Genomic DNA, 24153 nt, shown 5'->3' on the forward strand with positions numbered 1-24153 from the left:
ATTAACTAACGCTGAGCTTCCGCCCACTGCTCGCTGTATTGAATGGATTTCCAGAGTGCCTTAGCCTTGCTTAAAGACTCATAATATTCACGCTCTGGATCGGAATCAATTACGATACCCGCTCCAGCTTGAATATGCACCGTATTATCCTTCACCGTCATCGTTCTTATGATTATATTAAATTCCATATCGCCGTTGTAGTCAATCCATCCAAGTGACCCTGTGTAAGGCCCTCTGCGAACTGGCTCGAGCTCCTCGATAATTTCCATCGTGCGGATTTTCGGAGCACCTGTAATCGTTCCTCCAGGAAAAGTCGCCGCTATCACATCATAAGCATCCTTATCTGCTGCGAGTTTCCCCTCTACCTGGGACACCAAATGCATAACATGACTATAGTACTCAATCACCATGAGCTCCTCAACACGAACAGTGCCATAGGCTGAAATCCGCCCAAGGTCATTGCGTTCGAGATCAACCAGCATAATATGCTCGGCCCGTTCCTTCTCGTTACCCAGCAGCTCTTCAGCCATCAATCGATCCTCTTCCTCCGTGAGGCCGCGACGCCTTGTACCTGCAATGGGTCTGGTCGCAAGCTTCCCAGCCTGCAGCTCCACCAGCAGCTCAGGGGACCCCGAGACAAGCTGGAAATCCGGACAGCGTAGAAAGCCCATATAGGGAGAAGGATTAACGAGCCTAAGCCATTCATATAATTCCTCGGGTGAAGAGGTGCTGTTTCGACTTTGTCTCGTCGATAAATTCACTTGGAAGACATCACCTTGTGAAATATAACATTTAATGCGCTCGACAGCCGATTGATAAGCATCTTTTGAGAAAGGAGAGAAAATGCCGTTTACAGCCTCCACATCAATATGAAGGGAACGCTTCTCCATGAAATTCATTCGAGCCTGTCGTAAGGCATCTGCCTCATTACCGACTGTCCCGCTCGTGAGATCCGTCCATAGCTGCGACATGCGCTCAGCTTTGTCAGATGCTTGTTCATATTGTCGGAGCAGCTGCTCCGATGTCCACCCTTGGTCAATCTTGGAATGTACAGCGCAGTAGAGCATTTGTTCCTTATGATCTATTATCCATAGCTCGTCTACCCGGAGGAATAGATAATCCGGCAGACCTAGGTCATCAGAAGCATGTTCCGGAATACGCTCAATCGAACGTATAACATCATAGCCCCAGAATCCAACACATCCGCCAGTCCACTTCGGCGCTTGCTGTAAACGTGGCGCGTTGTAGCTGCTCATCCAGATACGTACAGCTTCAAGCGGTTGTTCCTCATAGGTGGTTATACGTCCATCCGAGCTATCAACGGCTTCCGCAATCGTTCCTTTGCCACGGATGACGGAGGCTGGATGGAGCCCCAGATAAGTATATCTACCATCCTTACCGCTCTCTAGCACGAAGGAATGAGGCGAAGCCACTTTCCATGCGGACTCCCATGAGGATGGACGATCTTCACCGCTCTCAAGCGGGCGTTTATACAATACAGGAAGTGAATGATAGCCATTCTCCTGCCAAGTCAGCCATTCTTTAAAGGCTGTAATATTCAAGTCCAGCCCCCCACTCTTAACCGCACCCAGAAGCATTCCTATATCTGCTCCTTGTTTGCAAGTTAGTATACCGAATTACCGACAAAAAGAAAAGAGTTAGGGGTTCATATTTATGCCTAAAGGATAGGTACTCCTACTTGCGGATTCAGCGTACAAAAAAGGATCCCCTTATGAAGGAGATCCTTGTGTAATTCAGGTGATGATTAGTTCTCGAAGTTAAACAGCGGCGTTGACAGGTAACGTTCGCCATTAGAAGGAATAATAGCAATAACGCGTTTGCCTTTACCCAGTTCTTTGGCTACTTTCAAAGCAGCGAAGATCGCTGCACCAGAGGAAATTCCGCAAAGGATACCCTCTTCTTTAGCTGCACGACGAGCCGTTTCGAATGCTTCATCATTCTCAATTGTAATCACTTGATCATAGATCTCGCGATTAAGAATTTCAGGAATGAAGTTAGCGCCAATACCTTGGATTTTGTGGCCGCCTGGGTTACCGCCAGAGAGCAACGGCGATGCAGCAGGCTCAACCGCAACAATTCGGATACCTGGGAAGTTCTGCTTCAGAACTTCACCTGCTCCGGAGATTGTGCCGCCTGTGCCAATACCTGCAACAAATGCATCCAGTTTGCCATCAAGCGAGTTAATCGCTTCGACGATTTCTGGACCTGTTGTTTCACGGTGAACTTTAACGTTCGCTTGGTTCTTAAATTGTTGTGGAATAAAGTAGGAAGGGTTCTCAACTTGAAGCTCCTCAGCCCGGCGGACAGCACCGTTCATTCCCTCGGACCCTGGTGTTAATACCAGTTCCGCTCCATAAGCACGAAGCAAGTTACGACGCTCAATACTCATTGTTTCTGGCATAACAAGAATGGCTTTGTAACCTTTAGCTGCAGCTACCATTGCCAGACCAATACCTGTATTTCCGCTAGTAGGCTCAACAATTGTATCACCTGGCTTCAAAATACCTTGCTGCTCAGCTACTTCGATCATACTGATTGCAATACGATCTTTAACACTTGCACCAGGGTTCTGGTACTCGAGCTTAACGTAGATTTCTGCACTATCTTCCGGCACGAGACGGTTCAGACGGACAAGCGGTGTATCACCAATAAGATCAATTACGCTCTGTACAATTCTAGCCATGAAAAGTAGTCCTCCCTATTCCGACTAATTCAGTTGGTTTTACTTACATCTTAACAATCGCACCTAACAGTTGTCAATAGTTAGTTTTACCGGGGGATGATTGTCGCTTTATATTTTGCGAGTAATTCTTCCTCAATATCATGAAGTGAATTGGCACGCATTAAAGCCAGTTGTTTATGCGCTGTTTCATAAATGCTCTGTTCATCCAGCTCTTGTGTTGTACGCTCCTCCAATAACCGAATGACAGCCTGGCCATTCTCTACGGTAATTGGGCCGGCAGACTCACCAATCTTTAACTTCTTAGCTGCCTGAAGAACTTTTGGATCGATGTAGTCATCTTCTAGATCAAGAAGACCTAGGTCGCCCCCGCTATCTGCCGTATCTGAATCAATCGAATACGTCTTGGCCATTAAGCTAAAATCTTCTCCTGCTTCTAGCTTGTGGAGCAGATCTTCTGCATCACTCTTGGTGTTCACCACAATCCAGGCTAGTCGGATTTGCGTATGCGATGAAAACTGATCCTTATTATCGGCGATATAAGCATTAACTTCCGCTTCCGTTAAGACTATAGGTGAAATAGCGATTTTCTCTAATAGCAATCGATATTCCGTATCTGTACGAATCGCTTCTTTCGTTAAACCTAGCTGCTCTTTCATAGAGCTGTAATAATGGCTCTTGCCTTCATATCCCGCCATCATCACATCCAGCTCTTTGTCGATTTCCTCAGCCGTTACATGCAGATCTAAGGCTTGGGTTTCTTGTCGAATAGCGGCACGCACCATTAATGTTCGCAGTACCGAACTCCCATATTGGCCGATGAGCTGATCTTCCAGCTCTTCGTTCGTGATTTGTTCCGTTCCAACCTTAGCTGCAATTTTCTCTTCCACCTGGGATGGGTCATTACCGTCCTCAGGATCCTCGCCCCGCTTCGGTATCGTGGCACTTGGCGGAGAAAGCACGCGGGTAACCACTACCACAGCGAGAACAATCATACATAAGGCTTGAAGCAGCACAACGCTCTTCAATGCCCGGTCTTTCTTCATTATGCTTGGCCTCCGATTATTGAATCGGCTCCGGCTTTGCCTGATCGAGCAGCATCTCTAGCTGCGGGCGGTCAAATGCATACTTCTCGTTGCAGAAATGGCACACGACTTCAGCTTGTCCGTCTTCTTCAATTAATTGTTTTAGTTCATGCTCGCCCATGCTGATGAGCGTTCTCTCCACTCGTTCTGTGGAACAATTGCAAGAAAAGACGATGTCCAACGTTTCGAGCAGCTGCAGCTCGTCCCCAACGACCCAGCGAAGCAAGCCTTCAGGTGTTTCGCCTTGATCCAGAAGCGATGAAATTGGAGGTAATGCCGTAACCGCCTGCTCCAGCTTCGTAATCTCTTCTTCCGTAATACCAGGCATTAATTGAACGATGAACCCTCCGGCATTAAGCACTTTACCATATTCATCAACAAGCACACTTAGACCTACAACCGAAGGTGTTTGTTCTGATTTTGCAAAATAATAGGTGAAATCCTCAGCCAGTTCTCCGGAAACGATCGGAATACTGCCGCGGTAGGGCTCCTTAAGACCAAGATCTTTAATAATGTGAATATAGCCGGTACGACCAACTGCGCCTGCAACGTCCAGCTTACCTAAAGCATTGCTGGCAAGTTGAGTTTGCGGATAATCGGCATAACCACGGACATGTCCATGTGCATTCGCATCTACCACAATTTGACCGACTGGACCGTCACCTTTTACTTGAATGGTCAGCTTCTCTTCACCCTTCATCATCGCTCCCATCATTGCCCCAGCTGTAGCTGTACGACCAAGTGCCGCCGTCGTTGTTGGCATTGTGTTATGACGAGTCCGAAGTTCATTAACAAGGGCTGTTGTCGTTACTGCAAAAACCCGAAGCATGCCATTCCATGCCGTTCCTCTTACTAAATAATCTTTGGGTTGATCCTTCTGCATTTGGAATGCCTCCTTACATTTGCGTCTTCGCGCTGCTACTCTTGGTTCCGTTCATAAATAATTCGAAGACCATCCAGCGTTAACAGCGGGTCTACTTCCTCTACGGTCTCTGACTCTGCCGAAATCAGCTCGGCCAATCCGCCTGTTGCAATAACTCGCGGCATTACATTAAATTCCTTGCGAATACGCTGAACAATGCCGTCAACCTGACCTGCATAGCCGAAAATGATGCCTGCTTGCATGGAAGTGACCGGATTGCGACCAATGACACTCTTCGGTCTGACGAGTTCAATACGAGGCAGCTTGGCCGCTCTTTGATAAAGAGCTTCTGTTGATATGCCGATACCCGGCACAATGGCACCACCTAAGTAATTCCCATCTCCATCAATATAATCGAATGTAGTTGCCGTTCCAAAATCAACGACGATAAGTGGAGTTCCATATTTCTCAATACCCGCAACGGAGTTAACGATTCGATCTGCCCCAACCTCACGAGGATTCTCATAGCGAATGTTCAGCCCCGTCTTCGTGCCTGGTCCTACAATTAACGGCACCCTGCGCAAATACTTATGACATAGCTGCTCAAGTGTCCGCATCAGTGGGGGAACGACAGAGGATATAATGACGCCATCCATCTGATCGAGCTTCACACCCGCGAATTGAAACAAATTATGAATCATAATCCCATATTCATCAGCTGTGGCAGACCGGTTCGTGCTTAGTCTCCAATGATGAAGCAGAGTCTTGTCTTCAAAAACACCTAGGACAATATTCGTATTCCCAACATCGACAACTAAAATCACGCAGCCGGCCCCCCCTTCTTCTCGTTCAGATCAAGGCTTATATCCAGCGATTGAAAAGAATAGGTTAACCCGCCGACTGAGATCACATCAACGCCACATTCCGCAATCGCTCTAACGGTATCCAAGCGGACATTGCCGGAAGCCTCTATGATGACATGCGGAGCACGAGATTTAATTCGTTGTACCGCTTCTCTCATTAATTCATACGGCATATTATCGAGCATAATAATATCTGCTTGGCAGCCCAGCGCTTCTTCTACTTGTTCTAGCGACTCCGTCTCTACTTCGATTTTCATCGTATGAGGAATGACCTTCCGTGCCGCTTCAACCGCAAGTCTAATACCACCTGAGCCTTTAATATGATTATCCTTGATCATAACGGCATCGTATAAGCCAAAACGGTGATTCGAGCCCCCACCGACTCTTACGGCATATTTCTCAAGCAGACGATGGCCTGGTGTTGTCTTACGCGTATCTGCAAGTCTAACCTCTATGCCTGCAAGCGCATCTACATAAGCCTTCGTCTTCGTTGCAATTCCTGAGAGTCTCTGGAGTAAATTCAATGCCAAGCGCTCACCTGTGAGCAGGCTATGCGTACTGCCTTCTACTTCTGCAATAATTGTTCCCTTAACGACGGCATCACCGTCAGCCACTCGTGCATGGAAGGAAAGCGAGGCATCCACAACCTCAAAAACAAGCTGAGCAACTGGCATGCCCGCAATAATGCCATCCTCTTTTGCATGAATGACAGCCTTCGAACGGCTCTGGGCTGGAATAGTGGCCCAGCTGGTTACATCCCCTGTGCCGACATCCTCAGCAAGCCATGCACGAATTTGTCCGCTAAGCGTGTCTGCACTACCTCCACTAATTGCGGCAAGTGTTGCCTTATACATCGTTAATTCGCTCCTCTGTTACGCCGTCCTGTAGATGAAGAACAGAATGCTTGCGCCAGACCAGATCATCCCGATCCGGGAAGTCCTCCCGATAATGCGCACCGCGGCTTTCTTCCCTTAGCAAGGCAGCCTGACTAGTTAGCAATGCACAGGTTAGCAAGTTGGCAAATTCGAATTCCTCGCGCTTGGTAAGTTCCGAATAAAAGATCGGCAGCTGGCGCTTCAGTTCCTCAAGCCCTTTGTTCAATCCATGAGCATCACGCTTAAGTCCCGCATATCGAACCATAATCTTTTGAAGCTTTAATCGCTTCTCTACCACCGCTTGCATAGGTGTGCCCGTACGCTCCAAGGAACTTATTCGCGGCATACTTGCTGTTGGTGATACAGGCTCCAGCGTATTAATGCGCTCAACGATCCGCCGGCCAAATACAATGGCCTCCGAAAGGGAGTTGCTGGCCAACCGATTAGCACCATGGACCCCAGTAGATGAGCATTCACCACAAGCAAATAGGCGAGTTAAGTTTGTTTCGCCTTGTAGATCCGTCTTTACTCCACCCATCATATAATGTGCAGCTGGCGCTACTGGAATCCAATCGCTTGTCAAATCTAACCCATATGTTAAACAGAACTCATAAATATTTGGGAAACGATGCTTGACCATATCGGCCGACTCATGTGTGACATCGATATAAACAAACGTCGATTTGGTTGCTTCCATCTCGCTGACGATTGCCCGTGCTACGATATCCCTTGGTGCCAGTTCAAGCTGTTCATGGTACTTCTCCATGAATCGCTCGCCTCTTATGTTGCGTAATATTGCCCCTTCTCCACGCACCGCTTCAGAAATCAGAAAGCGCGGAGCACCTGGATAGCACAAGGATGTAGGGTGGAATTGAATAAATTCCACGTCCTGTATATATGCACCTGCCCGATATGCCATCGCTATTCCGTCGCCGGTTGCTACCTCAGGATTGGTCGTATACCGATACAACTGCCCAGCTCCACCTGAACATAGAATGGTCGCCTTCCCTCGAACGAACAGTCGTTGACCATCCGGCTTTTGCACAAGGGCACCCACACATTCTCCATTATCGGTAATTAAATCGATAACAAAGTGATCATCCCAGACCTCAATGCGTGGATTCTCCATCGCCTTCTCCGACAATGCACGAACAATCTCAAATCCCGTAGCATCACCGTTGGCATGCAAAATCCGCCGCTGGCTATGTGCGCCTTCCTTCGTTAGCGCAAACTCACCATTCTCCTGATCAAACTTGGTGCCCATACGCACGAGATCTTGAACACCCTTCGTTCCTTCATGGACAAGTACATCAACAGCTTCACTCGAACAAAGACCTGCACCTGCAATAAGGGTATCTTGGCGATGATAGTCAGGGGAATCATCTTCCGAAATAACAGCTGCAATGCCGCCTTGGGCATATCTCGTATTACTATCAAGGAGAGATTTTTTTGTAATCATTAGAACATCATTGGTAGCGCTCGCTTTTATAGCGGTAAAAAGACCGGCGATGCCGGCCCCGATAACAATAACATCTTTGTCAATGACAGGTAGATCTTCTAAAGGGATATCCACTAAATATCGAGGTATCATTATTATCGACTTTCCTTTCTACGGAAAGTAGCGCATGCTACTTCACCTGTAACATGCGCTCCAAGGATAAACGAGCTTGATCAGCAACCTGCTCCGGCACATAAATTTGCGGCTGCATCGTCTCTAAACACTTCACAAGCTTCTTTAAGTTGTTCACTTTCATGTTCGGGCAGACCAAGTATTTGGTAGCAAAATGGAAGCTCTTGTCTGGGCTGTCCATACGCAGCTGATAGCCTGTTCCATCCTCTGTACCGACGATAAATTCTTTGCAATCCGATTCCTTACAATATTTAATAATGGCCGTTGTACTGCCAACAAAATCACCTAGTTCTACGACTTCCGGTCGACATTCCGGATGAACGACAAATTGAGCATTCGGATATTTTGCTTTCATCTCTTCAACATCTTTTACGGTCAACATATCATGCGTGTTGCAGTAACCTTCCCAGATAATCATCTTTTTATCTGTGTTTTGCTGCACATAATGACCAAGGTTTTTATCCGGCACCCAAATAACCTCATCAGAATCAACAGAATTAACGACTCGGACTGCATTTGCAGAAGTGCAGCATATATCGGTTTCCGCCTTAATTTCTGCTGAGGAGTTAATATACGTAACTACTTTGGCATTCGGATGCTGTGCTTTCAGCTTCCGCAGGCCATCAACATTAACCATATCGGCCATTGGACAGCCAGCCCGTTCATCAGGAATGATTACCGTCTTGTTCGGAGCCAATATCTTCGCGCTCTCACCCATGAAATGAACCCCGCAGAACACGATCACATCAGCATCAGTTTGCGCTGCTTTTTGTGCAAGTAAGAAGGAGTCCCCACGAAAATCTGCGACTTCCTGTACTTCATCACGCTGATAATAATGAGCCAATATAATAGCGTTACGTTCTTTCTTCAGCTGCATCAATCGTTCCCGCAGCTCACGGTTTTGCTCTGCCTTCCGCTCGAGAGCCAATGCTTCCATGGCATATTCTCCTCTTTTTACTGACTTTGTGAACAGAAGCACAAACTTAGTCATGGAAGTAGGTACTTCCTGCTTCTTCACCTTAAACTTCACTTATTCGTTCATTCAGGGTTTATAAGTAGAATACCCTGTTCACTAAAGCATCCATTCACTCGCAAAATCAGCTTGTTAGGCTTCAAAAAACAGGGACACTAATTACAAGTGTTTAACACTTAATTTACACAAGGCGCCGAATACTGTCAACCAACAAAAAGAGCTGTTTTAGCCGTTCTAAGGAAGGAATCCGCTTGAATGAATGATACCATGCAGGAAAGCTTACTAACCCATTAAATAAAGCCGATTCTATCCCGTTTAATCAAAGAAAGGCTGCCCCAGCAGTTTCCTGCTCAAGGACAGCCTTTGAAATCCTTATTACGTGTTATTTGATCCGTTATCGTTACCCTCATTATTATCGATCGGAGGAAGAACAATGTCTCCTGAATCCTTGGATGAAATGCGTACTTTCACGCCGCCAATGGTATCGATAATAGGTTCACCCGAAGGCTCCGTGCCTTCAACAGTTGTACTTGCTCCAGCACCATCAAGCGTGCCTGTTTCGATCAACCGTTTGATTTGCTCAAGCTCCAGTGTCTCTTCAGTTAGCAGCGTTTGTGCAATGAGATGAACTTCCTTGCTTTTCTCACTAAGCAAGTTCTTCGCACGAGCGTAGCTATCTTGAATGAAGCTTTGCATTTCTTGGTCAATCTCATAAGCGATGGAATCAGAGTAGTTCTGCTCATGTCCGATATCACGACCAAGGAAAACTTGACCTTGTGAGCTGCTTCCGAATTGCATCGGTCCGAGCTTATCGCTCATTCCGTATTCCATAATCATGCTGCGAACGATACCTGTTGCTTGCTTGAAGTCACTGTAAGCACCTGTACCAATTTCGCCTATAAATAATTCTTCCGCTACGCGTCCGCCAAGCAAGCCTGTTACTTTATCAAGCAGCTGCTGTTTGGTTGTCAACATGCTATCTCCATCTTTTGGAAGCATGATTACGAACCCGCCAGCGCGACCACGTGGGATAATTGTAACTTTATGAACCATATCAGCATGCTCGAGGAAATAGCCAACGATTGTATGTCCCGCTTCATGATAAGCAACAACACGCTTCTCACGATCGCTGATCACACGGCTGCGTTTCTGCGTACCTACCATAACGCGGTCAATCGCTTCATCAACCTCATTCATGGCGATATCCTTCTTATTCCGACGTGCAGCAAGGAGTGCCGCTTCATTAAGAAGGTTCTCCAGATCAGCACCAGTAAAGCCTGTTGTCCGTTTCGAGATGATATCCAGCTTAACATCCTTCGCCAGCGGCTTGTTGCGCGCATGTACTCTAAGTACAGCTTCGCGACCTTTTACGTCTGGACGGTCAACCGTAATTTGACGGTCAAAACGACCCGGACGAAGAAGTGCAGGATCTAAGATATCCGGACGGTTAGTTGCAGCAACGATAATAATACCCTCGTTTGCACCAAATCCATCCATCTCAACGAGCAATTGATTGAGCGTTTGCTCACGCTCGTCATGACCGCCGCCAAGACCGGCACCACGTTGGCGTCCGACTGCGTCAATCTCATCAATAAAGATTATACAAGGTGCGTTCTTCTTCGCATTCTCGAACAAGTCACGAACACGGGATGCACCGACACCGACGAACATTTCGACGAAGTCAGAGCCAGAGATACTGAAGAACGGCACGCCCGCTTCACCAGCAACTGCACGCGCTAGCAAAGTTTTACCCGTACCTGGAGGTCCAACGAGCAGCACCCCTTTAGGAATACGAGCTCCAACAGCCGCGAATTTACGTGGATCCTTCAAGAACTCGACAACCTCGACAAGCTCTTGCTTCTCTTCATCGGCACCGGCAACGTCCTCAAACGTAACTCGCTTCTTCTCTTCGTTATACAAGCGAGCCTTGCTTTTGCCAAAGTTCATCACTTTGCCGCCGCCGCCCTGTGCTTGATTAATAAGGAAGAAGAAAAGGATGAAGATAATAACGAAAGGAATAATCGATGTTAAGAATGTCAGCCAGATGCTCTGGCCTTCCATAGGTTTAACATCCATTTGAAATTTGTTTTTGGCCTGCGCATCATAAATTTCTTTGATGGCAAATTCCTCAACATTGGAATGAGCGTAGAACTTGTCAGTATCCGCTTTAGCCGGTTTCTTTATATATTTACCACTGACCAGATAGGAGTAGCCGTCGAACTGAAGCGTGAGCTCTTTAACGTTATTGTCATTCAGCTCTTGTCTCAACTGATCGTATCGAATTTCAACGGTGGTATCGTTTTGGCTGCTGATAAATTGAAAGATCCCGACAGTCACCAAAAATATAATTAAATAAAATCCAGTATTCCGGATGATCCGATTCATCCCCTACCTCCTCTCAAGCGCTTAAAATATTTTACCATAGCATGACTTACCACTACAAACGAGGTCTGCAGGGGAGCCATGTAGGGTGAATCGCATTCTAATTACTTCTCATAAACTTCCGGCTTCAAAATACCGATAAAGGGTAAATTGCGGTATTTCTCTGCAAAATCCAGTCCATAGCCAACAACAAAGGCATCTGGCAAAACGAATCCTTTATGATCGGCCTCAAGTTCAACCTTACGACCTGCCGGCTTATCAAACAGGGTGACGAGTGTGACTGACTTGGCATTTCTTCGCTCTAATACATCAATGAGATAACTGAGCGTAAGTCCGCTGTCAATTATGTCTTCCACAATCAAAATCTCCCGGCCCTGAACAGGTGCATCCAGATCCTTCATAATTTTGACTACGCCGGACGTCTTGGTGGACTGTCCATAGCTAGATACCGCCATGAAATCAATCTCGAGCGGAATCGTAATATTTTTGATCAAATCAGCCATGAAAATAAATGCGCCTTTCAAAACGCAGATGACGAGCGGGTTGCGCCCCTCAAATTCCTGGCTAATCGTATCGCCAAGCTCTTTCACTTTCTGCTGAATCTGGTTTGCGTCATAAAGCACTTCTTGAATGTCATTCAGCAATTCCTTGCCCTCCTAAATGTTGAAGAAACTTATGCTTACCTTTGCAGGCATTAGCAACTTCTTCTGCCTATACTATGAATGGATCAGTGCATCTTATTCAGTCAAAATCATTCGTTGATGTAAAAACTGCCCTCACGCGCAATATATGCTTGGTTGAAGCATTAATTTGCGCAATTCCTGAACGTCTCACTCCAGGGATCCAAAGGATATTACCGGAAGAATCGACAAGCAGCGGCATTTTCTCACGCCTTGATGGAGCAATTCGGTCGTCAACGAACATATCTTGTACTTTTTTGGTGCCATTTAAACCAAGCACCTGCATTCGGTCACCATGATGACGGTTTCGAACGCTTAACGGAAATGCAAGCTTATCGGTGTCGAACAGGGCTTCCTGTTTACTTGTCGGTTTATACGCAACCGTTGGCTGCAAAACTTCGAATAATAACTCAGCTTCTGCTTCAAGCACCTCAAGACGCGTTACACCATCCGTTACAACATAGTTGTATCCCTCTTCAGAAATTGTCGAAGAATTCGACTTCTCTGGTCTCAGAAAGTATAACATGTCGTATTCACGAACGAACCTGATCCCGCTTCCCACATCTAAGCTCCACGTCGACGCTGCGCTATCGTAAGCCGCGAGTCGAATCGTCTCAACGCTATCGAAAGAGATGGTTTCCGTTTCCATTCCAACATAATTTAATATTAGTTTAATCAATCTCCTTTGTAAAGCGACATGCAGGTCAAGCATCGCTTTGCGGGTCATTTGGCATCCTTGGGAGACGAGCATGATATGACGTCCAAACGACGCCTTCGTCTCTTGCTCTATCCAATCATCCTCAGCAGCAGCTAGATCAGCGAGTCTGACAAGCGACTGGGATAGCTGCGGGTTGAATGTCGACAGATAAGGTAGAACGTCCAACCGGATCTTGTTACGTAAATAGGTCCGCTTGGCATTACTGCTATCTTCGATGAACGAGATCCCGAAGTGTTCACAATAACTTAGGATGTCTGCCTTGTTTCTACGTAAAAGAGGACGAATAAGTTCCACGTTTTTTTCCTTGCGCTTCATTGCGATTCCTGAGAGACCTGAAGGACTCGTCCCTCGGAGTATACGCATGAGCACGGTCTCTGCTTGATCATCCGCATGATGGGCGAGCGCAACCCGGTTAGCGCCATGCTTCTGAGCCACTTCATGCAGAAAAGCAAATCGCTTCTCACGTGCCGCGGCCTGTGCGTTCATTCCTGTTTCTTCTATATAAGCGGGCATATCAAGAATGATGGATTCATATACGATGCCAAGCTCGTCTGCTAACTGCCGGACGGCTTCAGCTTCTCTTGCCGATTCTTCAGGACGAAAGCCATGATTCACATGCGCCGCAACCAGCCTAATCTGCTCGGACGGAGCCAACCGATGAAGCATATGAAGCAGCGCTGTGGAATCAGGTCCACCCGAGATGGCCACGACGATCGTATCACCCGCCGACCAAAGTCCCTCTTGCTCAGCTATATGAGCCAAGTCGCTGAGCCATTCATCCAAATTTATCTCCTCCTAAAAGTTTTAACGTGGCTTTGCCTGTTTAGCCGAGCTATCGGCTAAATCCAGTTAAAACTACATCGTAAGCATCATCTTAAGTTTTAACGCGGCTTTGCCTGATTGACCGAATTATCGGTCAAATCCAGTTAAAACTACTTCGTAAGCATCATCGTAAGTTTTATAGCGGCTTTGCCTGACTTGTGCACCTCATAGCCCGGTGCGAAGCAGCCAATATACAGTGGTCGCAAGCAAGAGTGCCGAGGCGACGAACAGTCCCTTCATCCAGCGTGGTGCTGGCGCGGAGGTCCTGAGGCTCCCCGTACGGTGCATCCATTGCTGCCAGCTTGCGGTTGCTTCGCGAGTATTCTTGAATTCGCCAAGCAGTGCTTTGCGCAGCCAGCTATGCAGCGGTTTCAGCGCCTTGTTGGCATAGGCTAGCTTTAACAGCTCATCCGTCATTCGATTTTGTGGAAGAAGCGTATTGGTCAGCTGGGCAAGCCGTCGACTTTCATGCAGCTGTACGCAAAGAACGGCGAAAGAAAACAGGTCATAGCCTGCATCCGCCGTGCGGGTTCCCGCATTCCAATAACCGCGGTCATAGATCTCGGTAAACTGCCTTACTCCTTTCCCAAAAGCCGTTACGCCGCCATAATCCACTAGATCCACTCTACCATAATCGGCAACAAGTACATTTTCCACTTTCAAATCACCAAAGGACCAGCCGGCATCATGAAGCTCTGCTAATCTTCCTAATAAGCTGTATCCCACAGTTGGAAACCATTCTGCACCTTGTTTGGCCAGATAATCCGCGAGTGTCATACCACGAATATACTGCATGACATAGAACGGATAGTCTTTCCCATCCGATGCATGCAAATCATCAACATCCACAAGGAAGGGTCTCGCTCCCGAACCACGCTTTTGCTTTGCTATGGACTGCAGCACATTCACTTCTGACTGCAGATCAACTGCATCTGCGCCAATTTTCAACGCATACCAATTCTTTTGCCGTTCCACCAAGAATACTTTGCCGTTGGCACCTTCACCCAGAAGCCGTTCTACCCGATAGCTTCCCTGCTTCCATTTGCCCCTAACGACCGTACCGCGGGGAAGGCTCCATTCAAACGACGTAGTCACTCATCATCCCGTCCATTTCATCATTCTTCCTATTACCATAATCGGCTTTTCGGTAAAAATCAATGACATGCATGAGCGCAGGGCCCGTTGGTGTCGTCCCTCGCATCTTCAATCGGGGGATAAAGGAGGTCACTCCACTAATATTCGTCGTCCAATCCAAATCAAGTTTACAATCCTCTCCATAAGCCGAACCTGGGAAGTGAAACACCGCAATTTCGCTGCCTCCTTGTCTGGACTGTAAGCTTAAAGCAAGATCCCGAATCGCTTCGTCTACCGCCTGCAGCTTAGGCTTCATGCTCGCACTGGCATCGATTAACAGTGCAACACGCAGTTTGGTGGACTCACTAAGATCATCGATGACTCGTACAACTTCACCGCGTTTCTCCGGCGGCAGCTCCTCTATAGAAGATGATCCAAACACTTGCTTAAGCTCTCGCTGAACAGCATGCTGAATGGTTTGAACAACCGTCTTGCGCGTAAGCATCTGCACCGTTTGTGACAGCTGTCGCGTATGAGAGAGTCGACTCAGTCCTCCGCCAGACCTTGCAATCTCTTCAATTTCGGATGTGCCGAACTCGCCTAAATCACCATGGTCAATGACCCCGACAACGTTAACCGTTATCCCTTCTGCATAGGCTTGTGCCGCTGCAACAACAGGACTTACACCAACATTCGAGCATCCATCCGTAATTAATAGAATTTGCTTCACTTTTCATTCCCCCAATTCATGGAATCTACCGCTAGTAGTTTATCTACCAGCGTTCCCATTATTGAGAGGGTTTAACCATCCATGTACGTGCAACATAAGATATTTGGTGGGTTTATTGGCTTCACTCATCATTAACCTTATCTTCATAGAGCCGAATCTAGGGCTTTCATTCTTGTGATTTTATTGCCATCAACTATGATTCAACATGTTCGTATGTTATATTTTTGACAGCTAATAAATGAGAAAGAGAGGATTGGAATAGATGGTATTTTCGAGTTTGTTTTTTCTTTATCTGTTCTTGCCCATACTTTTAATTGCGTATTTTGCCTTTCGAAACACGAGTTATCGAAACTGGATACTCATCCTGTTCTCCTTCGCCTTCTATGCTTGGGGGGAGCCCGTTTGGATTATTTTATTGATTCTCGCTTCGATCATCGGTTATTTATTTGCACTTGGTATTGAGAAATATCGAGGGACCTGGCTGGCTAAAGCACAGTTCATTGTCGCCATTGCGATTAATATTGGAATCTTGGGGTTCTTCAAATACTCCGGGTTTCTTGTCGATACGATTCACTCCCTTCTGCCAATCCAGCTTCCACATCCTGAGGTAACGCTGCCGATTGGGATATCTTTTTTTACATTTGAAATCATTTGCTACTTAACAGACGTCTATAAAGGTAGAATCGCAGCTCCCAGGTCGCCCAAAAAGCTGCTGCTCTACGTATCCTTCTTCCCCCATCTCGTTGCGGGACCTATTATTCGGTATACCGATATTGAGCATCAAATCGAGAACCCAACCGTTACCATGTCCGGCTTCAGCGAAGGGATTACAAGGTTCATGATCGGTCTTGGAAAAAAGGTTATCATCGCTAATTTATTGGGCGAGAGTGTAGGTAACCTACTAGGACCAAGCGCTGGAACGCCCTCTATGATGGGCACATGGTTTGGTGTCGTACTCTTTGCTCTGCAAATCTATTTTGACTTCTCCGGTTACTCGGATATGGCCATCGGTCTTGGCAAAATGTTCGGTTTCAACCTGCGGGAAAACTTCAACTATCCGTATATATCGAAATCTGCGGGAGAATTCTGGCGTCGCTGGAATATGTCGCTAGGTGGATTCTTCCGCGATTACGTCTATATTCCGCTAGGCGGGAATCAACGATTCTATCTTCGAAACTTATTTGTCGTTTGGTTTCTGACCGGCTTCTGGCATGGCGCCAGCTGGAACTTTATTATTTGGGGTCTTTATTTCGGCCTGTTAATCTACTTAGAGCGGTTATTTCTCGGAAAATGGCTGGACAAGCTTCCTACTTTCGTCGCTTATCTCTATTCGACGCTAGCCATGCTAATTGGCTGGGTGTGGTTCTACTTCACCGATCTGTCGGCTGCGATCAGCGCCTTCAAATCGATGTTTCATCTAAGCGGCGGAGCCTTCATCACGACGGAGGTTGAGCTTTATTTTAAAGAGAACTTACTGCTGTTCATCATTGCAATCATTGCTTCAACACCGCTGTTCAAATGGTCATTCAATCGTATATTCGCATCGAATGAAAAGCTTAAACAAAACATTGCAACATTTGCTGTTCCCATCATTAATCTGATCATACTCATTGTTGCTACTATTCTACTGATCGGCAGTACGTATAATCCGTTTCTTTATTACCGGTTCTAACGAGGAGGTCCCACATGAAACTACAGGCAAAGCTAAATCTCGCTCTTTTCTTACTCTTTATATTCGGAGTTGCTGCAGTCAATCTGTTGCGGCCGCAATCGCAAAGTGTCTCCGAGCTCGAGCAGCGAAGCATCCAACAGGCACCAGCCTTCACAACGGAGCGGCTGTTTGCCGGAGATTATACACGAGAATACGATAACTATTTCTCCGATACCTTCACGAATCGGACGTCATTAGTTAAGGTTGGAGCCGATCTAAAAGCGCTCAAAGGTTTTACCGATGAGGAAGGTGCATCGATCTTCGTACAAAATGGCGGCGATAACATGGCTGTCAGCTTAAATGGAAAGATAGATACAAGTGATGACAAGAAGGATCATACAAGCACAAGCGGTACCAAGAAAGATGATAAAACGGATCTTAGCAATGTAAATGCAACTAAATATCTCATCTTGAAAGATCAGGCAATGACCCTGTTCGCCTATTCCGCTCAAGCAGCTGATGAATATGCCAAAGTGCTCAATCAATTCAAAAATTCGATTGATCCTAAGATTCACGTTTACTCCCTGCTCGCGCCAACTTCTGTCGAATACATCAAGAATGAGAAGTATAAGGCCATGTCCGACTCACAAAAAGAGGCTTTTGCTCAAATTAATAAACAGCTTGAGCCATCGATTGGCCAAATCGACGCTTATGGTGCACTTGATAAGCATAGCGATGAATATATTTACTTCCGAACCGATCATCACTGGACGGCACTGGGCGCCTACTATGCCTATACCAACTTCATGAACGCGATCGGCGAGAAAGCTATTCCGCTCAGTCAATATAAGACGGGAACCATTGAAGACTATCTTGGGACAGCCTACAAAGCCACACTAAGCGTTAATCTGAAGGATCATCCAGATACCATTACTTATTACTCGCCGTTCACTAAGTATCAGTATTCCGCTTATTCCTCAACTAATAAAGCCTTGAAACGCAACGTAGTTGATCCTGCTTATGCGAAAAAGGGCAATGGACTCTATGCGGTATTCCTCGATGGGGATTATCCATGGGGAGAAATTACGACAGCAAAGAAGAATGGGAAAAGAATCGCAGTTATAAAAGACTCTTACGCCAACTCCTTCATCCCATTCCTGCTGCCGCATTTCGAGAAGATATACATCGTCGATCCAAGGTATTACAAAGGATCGCTGACTGATTTCATGAAGAAACAGCAAATTACCGACGTTCTGTTCTTGAATAACTCCACCGTTGCACGCAATACGGGGATTTCCAAGCTAATAGGCGGATTGCTTCCTGTAAGCAACTAAAAAATTGCTAGGACCTACAACATAAAAAGTCTGCCGTTATATTCGGCAGACTTTTTATTGTACTCCCGCTCCTACTTCGATAACTCAGACTCTCTCTGCCGCTGCCGAATTCGCATCGCTAGCTCACCGTCCTTGGACGTTCGACTTTGGTCATGCCAGGCCAGCGGAATGTGGCCCACTCCGGCTGATGCTTGTCCACTCTTGCGACGACAACCGTCATATCATCGACGATGTCTCCATTATGATAACGTACCACTGTATCGAGCAGGCAATCGGCAATTTCCTGCGGGTTATCGGTACGGATTTCTTGGATGACCCGTTTCATCCACATCTCCTTATTGACTGCATGGCCGGGTGCATCATAAATGCCATCCGTCATCATAATGAGTGTATCTCCTGGCAGCAGCTGTACACGAATAAGATCTACGTCGATATCCTGCAGAATACCGACAGGCAAATTGTTGGCTGATATCGAAATAACTTCACTCCCTCGCTTAATAAAGCTTGGCGTAGACCCTATCTTCATAAAGGTGGTCTTCGCCGTGTACATATCGATTAATGCGACATCAACGGTCGCGAATACTTCGTCAGAGGATCGCAGCAGCAGCACGGAATTGACTGATTTAATAGCCAGCTTCTCATCCATACCCGACTGCAGCAGCTGCTGCAAGATGGATAGCGCCGTACTGCTTTCCTGCTTCGCCCTCTCACCATTGCCCATCCCATCACTAATGGCAACGGCGAATTTACCATTACCGAGCTCGACTGTGCTGAAGCTGTCTCCCGACAGCAGATCGCCTCCCTTGGCAACCCCAGCAACGCCGGTCTCTACCTCATAAGCTTTAGCTGAACCAAAGACAACAAGCGTAGGCTCTCCAGATTTATCCGAATATCGCTCTGACATGACAGCAATGGGCTCTCCCAAAATATCAGTCAGCAGCGGCGCAATGATTTTGCGACACTCATCATACCCTCTAGCAAAGGTATGGTAGACCTCAAGCTCAACATTTCCCTCCTCCAGGTTAACAACATCAATACCATGTATGGATAAACCGAGCCCTTCGAGCGCTTCTCGGATCTGTTCTTCCTGCAAATGCAGCTGTTGGCCTTCCCGTTGTATTTCCCGAGCTAAATCCTCCATTACTTGTGAGACGCCTGATAACTGCTCGGCAACTAATTGACGAGAATCGTTCAGCTGCTTTCTCCAGTGCTGATCATGCTTGAACATCTCATACTGCTGCTGCATCACATCAAGCACTTGATGGGATCGAAGACAATGAACGCTCCACTCTTTGGGCACCTCCTTAGGCCCTAAGCGTCTACCATCCTCAACGGCGGTCATCATATTCGTCATCATTTTGTACGTATCATAAAATTTCCCCTCCCAACAAAGCTCCTTTCGATGGCATGAGTTACAGGTTTTCTCCGCAGCCGCGTTCATAAAATGGCCAACCGTCTCCTCGCGCTTGTCACTCTCGTTGCTAGCAACGTTAATCTGACCGAAGCTGCGAGAGAGCTGGCGAAAGACTTCCGAGAACTGTGATACGCGTTGTGCGGTTACATCTCTTACACGCCTTGCATATTCATGCTGAGATTTGACATGCTCTTGCGTGCCTGGCACATATTTAGATAAGGTACGAATAATCGAACGTGGCGTGAGCAGTAAAAGAATGGCCGCAGCGACTGACTCCCAAGTGGATGCCATCACATCTGTCTGATTTCCCAAATAGATAGAGAGAATAGAGGAACCAAGCAGCATCCCGAAAGCTACCGCCATTTTACCCCCTTCACGAAGCAACCCCGCAAGCAGACCGGCAAATGCTAACAGGCTCATCTGCACGATTGCATTCATATCTGCTAAGCTGAGAATTAATCCGGCAACCACACCCACTGAGGCCCCAAGCGGTGCACCCCCGACGAGTGCGAACAGCAGGAGCATGAAACGAGACATGATATGCTCCACAGACATTCCATAGATCGTCCAGCCAACTGCCCCAGTCATGACCGAAGCAAGTAGAATCATCAAGCATATGATTTCTTCATTTTTCAGCGCCGCAGATTTCCTGGTCATCGTAAGCACTGGAATAGCTTGTACGAACACAAGTGTCAGAACAAAGCTTAGAGCAGCTTCAACGGTCACCATCATTAGCTCATACCAGCTGAGCGTATCGGCAATGACAACACCAAACAGCCTAACAAGCAGCGTAGATAGAAAGACCAGCATCGGTGCATATGAGAGCTCAGCCCGTTCATAAGCTTCCAAACCCTTCAAGAGCAGGAATACAACGGCCAGCTCCATAGCTATCCACATGGGCTCAGGTGTGACAGCCAAGAAGCTTCCTGCAACGATTGACAGTGCGACCGGACGATAAGCATCACGTCTCAAGAAGTAGATGACGGCAAAATAGGCAATGGCGAACGGGGTAAGCGATTCCAGAATAACAGCCCGACCTAGAAGAAACCCCACCGTCATTAAGACAAAGGTCCACTTCCGGGTGGAGAAGAGCTGAACGAGCTGCCGTATCGCTGACCAGCTCATTCCCTTTTGAACTGCCGCTTGTACCAGGCTTGTCCGTTGTACACCTGGGAACATCACTACGTTATGTTTGTCTGTCATCGATCAAGGCACCACCATTTCCGAATTAGTGTTCTCTCAGTATAGGAGCATGTTTGTAGGAAGTTTGTCAGAAAGCGTTGGGAGGCTAAAAGTTTTTTCCGACAAAATTGCCATGCGCCGCGTATCTCTGTCGCTATTGCGGCAACGTAGAGACAGACTGGGGTTGACTAATAATGGAGGCCATTCTTCCGCCAACGGTTCAACAAAATAGGTGAACGGCCATGACGCTATCTGAGGCGAAACGCCGTCCGAACCTGTCGGGATTGGTGGAGAACAAGGGAAAAGTTTTTTCTTACGCGGGTATATTTTGGGGTATAGCTGCATAGATGAGGCTCAAAATAGGTTTTCGGTCAAGAAGAAACGGCTAACGACGCCCTTGGCGGCGAAGCAAGTTTCTTCCCCCAAAAAAAAGGATATCCCAGCCGTCAGTCGTTCTGACGAATGAAATATCCTTCTTCATGTAACCCTTCATGTAGATCGGTTACCATTCATATGCTATTAAACGCGCTTCGCTCCACGTCCACCGCGTTTGGATTCCGTATTCTTCTTAATCGAAGAAGCACGTTCTTCGCTATCCTTCAAGAAACGAGACACCTTGTCTTCGAAGGTTGGCTTACCATAAGCTGGTTTACCACCGCCTGCTTTATTAAAAGGGCGTCCGCCGCCTCCACCGCCACCTGCACGATTGAAGCCACCACCACCGCCACCAGATCCACCGCCAGCACGATTAAAACCACCACCGCCGCCGCTTGGTCCGCCACCGGTACGGTTGAATCCGCCACCGCCGCCGCCTGGTCCACGATCTCCACCACGCTCACGCTGAGGAGGTGCAGAACCTTCTGGCCGATCAATTGCTTGTTTAATTGAAAGTCCGATTTTCCCGTCTTTGTCCACATTAATGACCTTCACTGTTACAACATCTTCCAGCTTAAGATGGTCTTTAACATCCTTGACGTAATTATCGGCAATTTCTGAGATGTGAACAAGCCCTGTGACACCTCCCGACAAATCGACGAATGCTCCGAAATGCGTAATACCTGTCACTTTGCCCTCTAACTTAGCGCCCACTTCAATTGCCATAGGTAAAAATGTTCCTCCCTAACCGTTATGCGAAGCTGTTAGCCTCGAAATAAAGCTGCATATCAAAAAAAAATATAACATTGAGTCGCTAAAAATGCTGTTGCTAACGTGATTATAACCGAACGAGAGAAGCAAGGCAACAGGGTGCGTACCCGATTTCAAGCCTATTACTCGGCTTGAATTTGTGTCTCGCCCTTCTTAACCATACCTTGCTCTTTCGTTGCTAGTTGTCCGATATATTCTTTGTCACTCAGACGAGCGACCTGCATCTTAAGATCATCCATCTGCTTCGTTGCCTCTGCAATTTTGTGCTGTGCATCAGCGAGCTTGAGTTCAGCTTGACCTTGACGGTCCATCTGCGAAAATAACGTATATAACGCCCAGCCCATGAATAAAGCGATGACAAAGAACCAGATCTTAAGCCGACGTTTCGTCCCTGCATATGCAGTTGTTTGATTCGACTCTGTTGTTGTCACCATTTCCATAGACCTCCTGACGTATAGATGATTAGTCCACTTTGTCCTTCTTGCGGTCCTTAAAGCGCTGCCAAAGTTGTATACTCCGTCGTTGAATCGCCTGGTATCTCTCGCGTACGCGCCATTTGCTAAGAAGCGGATGACCCCATCCTATTATCCATTTCCCTAAAGGGCGGTAAATAGGGGCCAATATCCACTTAACCAAAAGCCAAAGAGGACGAAACAATTGTATCATAACTTTTATCAGGAACATAGTAAATGCTAGCACAAACGCAAAAATCAGTCTAGTACACCTATAAAGTAGTTGCAATGGCCTAATGATAACGATCACAAATGTACGGATGGCGAACTGAATAATGGCACGAATAGCGCGGATGATTCCATGCACAAGAAGGACTACTATTTTGCTAAACAGCAAGTAATAACAGACAATACCGATGAGCAAGCCTAGGAAAACGTATGTCCGCACTTCGCCCTCATTGCTTGCAGACAATACTTGGAATACAGCAATCGTGGCGGCGATCCAATATAGCAAATCGAAAACCGGTATCCACCATCGGCTGATACGCAGCTCGTCCGACACGACGCGGTATCCATCAAAAACGATGCCCATGCCGATGCCGGATAGCAGCATCGTCAACATCGTTAACCATTGCACGCTTAACGTCACTTAAATAACTTCCCGAATAAGCCCTTCGACTTCGTGGCTGTTGTCCCGTCCAAGTAGGCGAGTGAATGGACGAGTCCTTCAATGGCAACTAAACCCTGCTCTAAGCTCAGATGCTTCATGTGTAGATTTTGCCCGCGAATCGCCAAGAAGCCGAGCTCGGTCTCAAGCAGAAACTCTTCGTTATCAAAGCTTTCCACATTCATCACACCTGTAATTTCAAGCATCTTGCGATTAAGCATTTTGACTTCTTGGCGCTTCTGTCCTTTCCCTTGATCGACCATTACCCGTCCTCCTAAAAGTTTTCTGCTTCAGCAGAAAACTGACTTCGAAAGCATAAGCTTAGTTATCTGCTTCAGAAAACTGACTTCGAAAGCATACGTACGTTTTCTGCTCGGCAGAAACTGACTTCGAAAGCATAACTAAGACTAGCCTATGGGAGTGGGACAGGTTTTAGAACAGAATTGTCGTGTCCTATATGGATCAGCGATGAAGGGTGAAGAGAAACATCCGGACGATAGAGAAGCTGGAGGGAAAATGACTGGCTGGGCATATAAACAACAAAAGGGACCATCCTTAGCAGCATAGGCTGCTGGGATAGTCCCTTTCTCATGGATAGACATCGATTGTTGTCTATCAGTGATAGACTTACTGCTGCCAGTCGAATTTGTTCTCCGCTTGGCGTGATTCTTCTTTCAACAAGGTATACATGCCGCTCGCTTCGTCCTTCTTGGTTGTCTCCGCAATTCGCTCAATGCGCACGGTGACAATCTTCTGGCCGTATTGAATCATGAGCTCGTCGCCGGCTTTGACGGTGCTGCTCGCTTTCGCTTCGCGGCTATTGATCCAGACGCGTCCTTGATCGGACACATCCTTAGCGACGGTACGTCGTTTGATCAATCGGGATACCTTGAGGAATTTATCCAGACGCAT

General features: G+C 47.0%; 22 protein-coding genes. 3 read left to right on the forward strand and 19 right to left on the reverse strand.

Annotation, left to right across the window (positions count from 1 at the left end; genetic code table 11):
- Nucleotides 1-5: 5 nt before the first annotated feature.
- The 13 genes from EKN16_RS23100 to EKN16_RS23160 form a co-directional block, all read right to left on the reverse strand.
- A complete protein-coding gene (locus EKN16_RS23100) occupies nt 6-1598 on the reverse strand; it encodes an anthranilate synthase component I family protein (protein ID WP_125662770.1) in 1593 nt (530 codons plus the stop codon).
- A gap of 167 nt (nt 1599-1765) precedes the next feature.
- Complete coding sequence (gene cysK / locus EKN16_RS23105) at nt 1766-2704, reverse strand: cysteine synthase A (RefSeq protein ID WP_125662773.1); 939 nt, start codon at nt 2702-2704, stop codon at nt 1766-1768.
- An 86-nt stretch (nt 2705-2790) separates the two neighbouring features.
- Entirely contained in the window at nt 2791-3747 is a 957-nt protein-coding gene (locus tag EKN16_RS23110; RefSeq protein ID WP_125662776.1) for a peptidylprolyl isomerase, read from the reverse strand.
- Nucleotides 3748-3763: 16 nt separating this feature from the next.
- Nucleotides 3764-4669: an Hsp33 family molecular chaperone HslO gene (hslO, locus tag EKN16_RS23115; RefSeq protein ID WP_125662779.1), complete on the reverse strand. Its 906-nt coding sequence runs from the start codon at nt 4667-4669 to the stop codon at nt 3764-3766.
- 35 nt (nt 4670-4704) lie between these two features.
- A complete protein-coding gene (locus tag EKN16_RS23120) occupies nt 4705-5472 on the reverse strand; it encodes a type III pantothenate kinase (RefSeq protein ID WP_125662782.1) in 768 nt (255 codons plus the stop codon).
- Entirely contained in the window at nt 5469-6365 is an 897-nt protein-coding gene (gene nadC, locus EKN16_RS23125) for a carboxylating nicotinate-nucleotide diphosphorylase (protein WP_125662785.1), read from the reverse strand. Before nadC ends, EKN16_RS23120 begins: the two co-directional genes overlap by 4 nt.
- Nucleotides 6358-7977 (reverse strand): L-aspartate oxidase, encoded by a 1620-nt coding sequence (gene nadB, locus EKN16_RS23130; RefSeq protein ID WP_125662788.1) that lies wholly within the window; start codon nt 7975-7977, stop codon nt 6358-6360. Before nadB ends, nadC begins: the two co-directional genes overlap by 8 nt.
- 37 nt (nt 7978-8014) lie before the next feature.
- Nucleotides 8015-8953, reverse strand: coding sequence for a quinolinate synthase NadA (nadA, locus tag EKN16_RS23135; protein WP_125666567.1), 939 nt, complete (start codon nt 8951-8953; stop codon nt 8015-8017).
- A 411-nt stretch (nt 8954-9364) separates the two neighbouring features.
- Nucleotides 9365-11374, reverse strand: a complete 2010-nt coding sequence (gene ftsH, locus EKN16_RS23140) for an ATP-dependent zinc metalloprotease FtsH (protein WP_125662791.1) — start codon at nt 11372-11374, stop codon at nt 9365-9367.
- Nucleotides 11375-11475: 101 nt separating this feature from the next.
- A complete protein-coding gene (gene hpt / locus EKN16_RS23145) occupies nt 11476-12015 on the reverse strand; it encodes a hypoxanthine phosphoribosyltransferase (protein ID WP_125662794.1) in 540 nt (179 codons plus the stop codon).
- 97 nt (nt 12016-12112) lie between these two features.
- On the reverse strand, nt 12113-13552 hold the full coding sequence (gene tilS, locus EKN16_RS23150; RefSeq protein ID WP_125662797.1) for a tRNA lysidine(34) synthetase TilS: 1440 nt from the start codon (nt 13550-13552) through the stop codon (nt 12113-12115).
- A 204-nt stretch (nt 13553-13756) separates the two neighbouring features.
- Nucleotides 13757-14686: a protein kinase domain-containing protein gene (locus tag EKN16_RS23155; RefSeq protein ID WP_125662798.1), complete on the reverse strand. Its 930-nt coding sequence runs from the start codon at nt 14684-14686 to the stop codon at nt 13757-13759.
- Complete coding sequence (locus EKN16_RS23160) at nt 14670-15395, reverse strand: VWA domain-containing protein (RefSeq protein WP_125662800.1); 726 nt, start codon at nt 15393-15395, stop codon at nt 14670-14672. Before EKN16_RS23160 ends, EKN16_RS23155 begins: the two co-directional genes overlap by 17 nt.
- A 262-nt stretch (nt 15396-15657) precedes the next feature.
- Between EKN16_RS23160 and EKN16_RS23165 the strand changes: the two genes are divergently transcribed.
- On the forward strand, nt 15658-17067 hold the full coding sequence (locus EKN16_RS23165) for an MBOAT family O-acyltransferase (protein WP_125662801.1): 1410 nt from the start codon (nt 15658-15660) through the stop codon (nt 17065-17067).
- A 14-nt stretch (nt 17068-17081) separates the two neighbouring features.
- On the forward strand, nt 17082-18380 hold the full coding sequence (locus EKN16_RS23170) for a DHHW family protein (protein WP_125662802.1): 1299 nt from the start codon (nt 17082-17084) through the stop codon (nt 18378-18380).
- 118 nt (nt 18381-18498) lie between these two features.
- Here EKN16_RS23170 and spoIIE read toward each other — a convergent pair whose 3' ends face one another.
- From spoIIE to yabP, 5 genes are all read right to left on the reverse strand, one after another.
- Nucleotides 18499-20997 (reverse strand): stage II sporulation protein E, encoded by a 2499-nt coding sequence (gene spoIIE / locus EKN16_RS23175; protein WP_125662803.1) that lies wholly within the window; start codon nt 20995-20997, stop codon nt 18499-18501.
- Nucleotides 20998-21495: 498 nt separating this feature from the next.
- Complete coding sequence (locus EKN16_RS23180; protein WP_125662804.1) at nt 21496-22077, reverse strand: S1 domain-containing RNA-binding protein; 582 nt, start codon at nt 22075-22077, stop codon at nt 21496-21498.
- A gap of 167 nt (nt 22078-22244) precedes the next feature.
- Nucleotides 22245-22556 (reverse strand): FtsB family cell division protein, encoded by a 312-nt coding sequence (locus tag EKN16_RS23185; protein WP_164522958.1) that lies wholly within the window; start codon nt 22554-22556, stop codon nt 22245-22247.
- 28 nt (nt 22557-22584) lie between these two features.
- Nucleotides 22585-23223 (reverse strand): spore cortex biosynthesis protein YabQ, encoded by a 639-nt coding sequence (yabQ, locus tag EKN16_RS23190; RefSeq protein ID WP_232015962.1) that lies wholly within the window; start codon nt 23221-23223, stop codon nt 22585-22587.
- Nucleotides 23220-23504 (reverse strand): sporulation protein YabP, encoded by a 285-nt coding sequence (yabP, locus tag EKN16_RS23195; protein ID WP_125662806.1) that lies wholly within the window; start codon nt 23502-23504, stop codon nt 23220-23222. The genes yabQ and yabP overlap by 4 nt, the downstream gene beginning before the upstream one ends.
- Nucleotides 23505-23661: 157 nt before the next feature.
- Here yabP and EKN16_RS32455 point away from each other — a divergent pair, with 157 nt between their 5' ends.
- Nucleotides 23662-23808, forward strand: a complete 147-nt coding sequence (locus EKN16_RS32455) for a hypothetical protein (RefSeq protein ID WP_232015963.1) — start codon at nt 23662-23664, stop codon at nt 23806-23808.
- Nucleotides 23809-23868: 60 nt separating this feature from the next.
- Here the strand turns inward: EKN16_RS32455 and EKN16_RS23200 are convergent, their stop codons facing one another.
- Nucleotides 23869-24153 carry an RNA-binding S4 domain-containing protein gene (locus tag EKN16_RS23200; RefSeq protein WP_125662808.1) on the reverse strand — a complete coding sequence of 95 codons (285 nt, stop codon included), beginning with the start codon at nt 24151-24153 and terminating at the stop codon, nt 23869-23871.

Origin of the sequence: Paenibacillus baekrokdamisoli (genome assembly GCF_003945345.1) — a bacterium.
GTDB classification, from domain to species: Bacteria; Bacillota; Bacilli; order Paenibacillales; family Paenibacillaceae; genus Paenibacillus_Z; species Paenibacillus_Z baekrokdamisoli.

Excerpts from the sequence above, each read along its gene's own strand:
- EKN16_RS23100 (WP_125662770.1), bottom strand. The coding sequence starts at position 1,598 with ATGCTTCTGGGTGCGGTTAAGAGTGGGGGGCTGGACTTGAATATTACA.
- cysK (WP_125662773.1), bottom strand. The coding sequence starts at position 2,704 with ATGGCTAGAATTGTACAGAGCGTAATTGATCTTATTGGTGATACACCG.
- EKN16_RS23110 (WP_125662776.1), bottom strand. The coding sequence starts at position 3,747 with ATGAAGAAAGACCGGGCATTGAAGAGCGTTGTGCTGCTTCAAGCCTTA.
- hslO (WP_125662779.1), bottom strand. The coding sequence starts at position 4,669 with ATGCAGAAGGATCAACCCAAAGATTATTTAGTAAGAGGAACGGCATGG.
- nadC (WP_125662785.1), bottom strand. The coding sequence starts at position 6,365 with ATGTATAAGGCAACACTTGCCGCAATTAGTGGAGGTAGTGCAGACACG.
- nadB (WP_125662788.1), bottom strand. The coding sequence starts at position 7,977 with ATGATACCTCGATATTTAGTGGATATCCCTTTAGAAGATCTACCTGTC.
- nadA (WP_125666567.1), bottom strand. The coding sequence starts at position 8,953 with ATGGAAGCATTGGCTCTCGAGCGGAAGGCAGAGCAAAACCGTGAGCTG.
- ftsH (WP_125662791.1), bottom strand. The coding sequence starts at position 11,374 with ATGAATCGGATCATCCGGAATACTGGATTTTATTTAATTATATTTTTG.
- EKN16_RS23165 (WP_125662801.1), top strand. The coding sequence starts at position 15,658 with ATGGTATTTTCGAGTTTGTTTTTTCTTTATCTGTTCTTGCCCATACTT.
- EKN16_RS23170 (WP_125662802.1), top strand. The coding sequence starts at position 17,082 with ATGAAACTACAGGCAAAGCTAAATCTCGCTCTTTTCTTACTCTTTATA.
- spoIIE (WP_125662803.1), bottom strand. The coding sequence starts at position 20,997 with ATGACAGACAAACATAACGTAGTGATGTTCCCAGGTGTACAACGGACA.
- EKN16_RS23180 (WP_125662804.1), bottom strand. The coding sequence starts at position 22,077 with ATGGCAATTGAAGTGGGCGCTAAGTTAGAGGGCAAAGTGACAGGTATT.
- EKN16_RS23185 (WP_164522958.1), bottom strand. The coding sequence starts at position 22,556 with ATGGTGACAACAACAGAGTCGAATCAAACAACTGCATATGCAGGGACG.
- yabP (WP_125662806.1), bottom strand. The coding sequence starts at position 23,504 with ATGGTCGATCAAGGGAAAGGACAGAAGCGCCAAGAAGTCAAAATGCTT.
- EKN16_RS23200 (WP_125662808.1), bottom strand. The coding sequence starts at position 24,153 with ATGCGTCTGGATAAATTCCTCAAGGTATCCCGATTGATCAAACGACGT.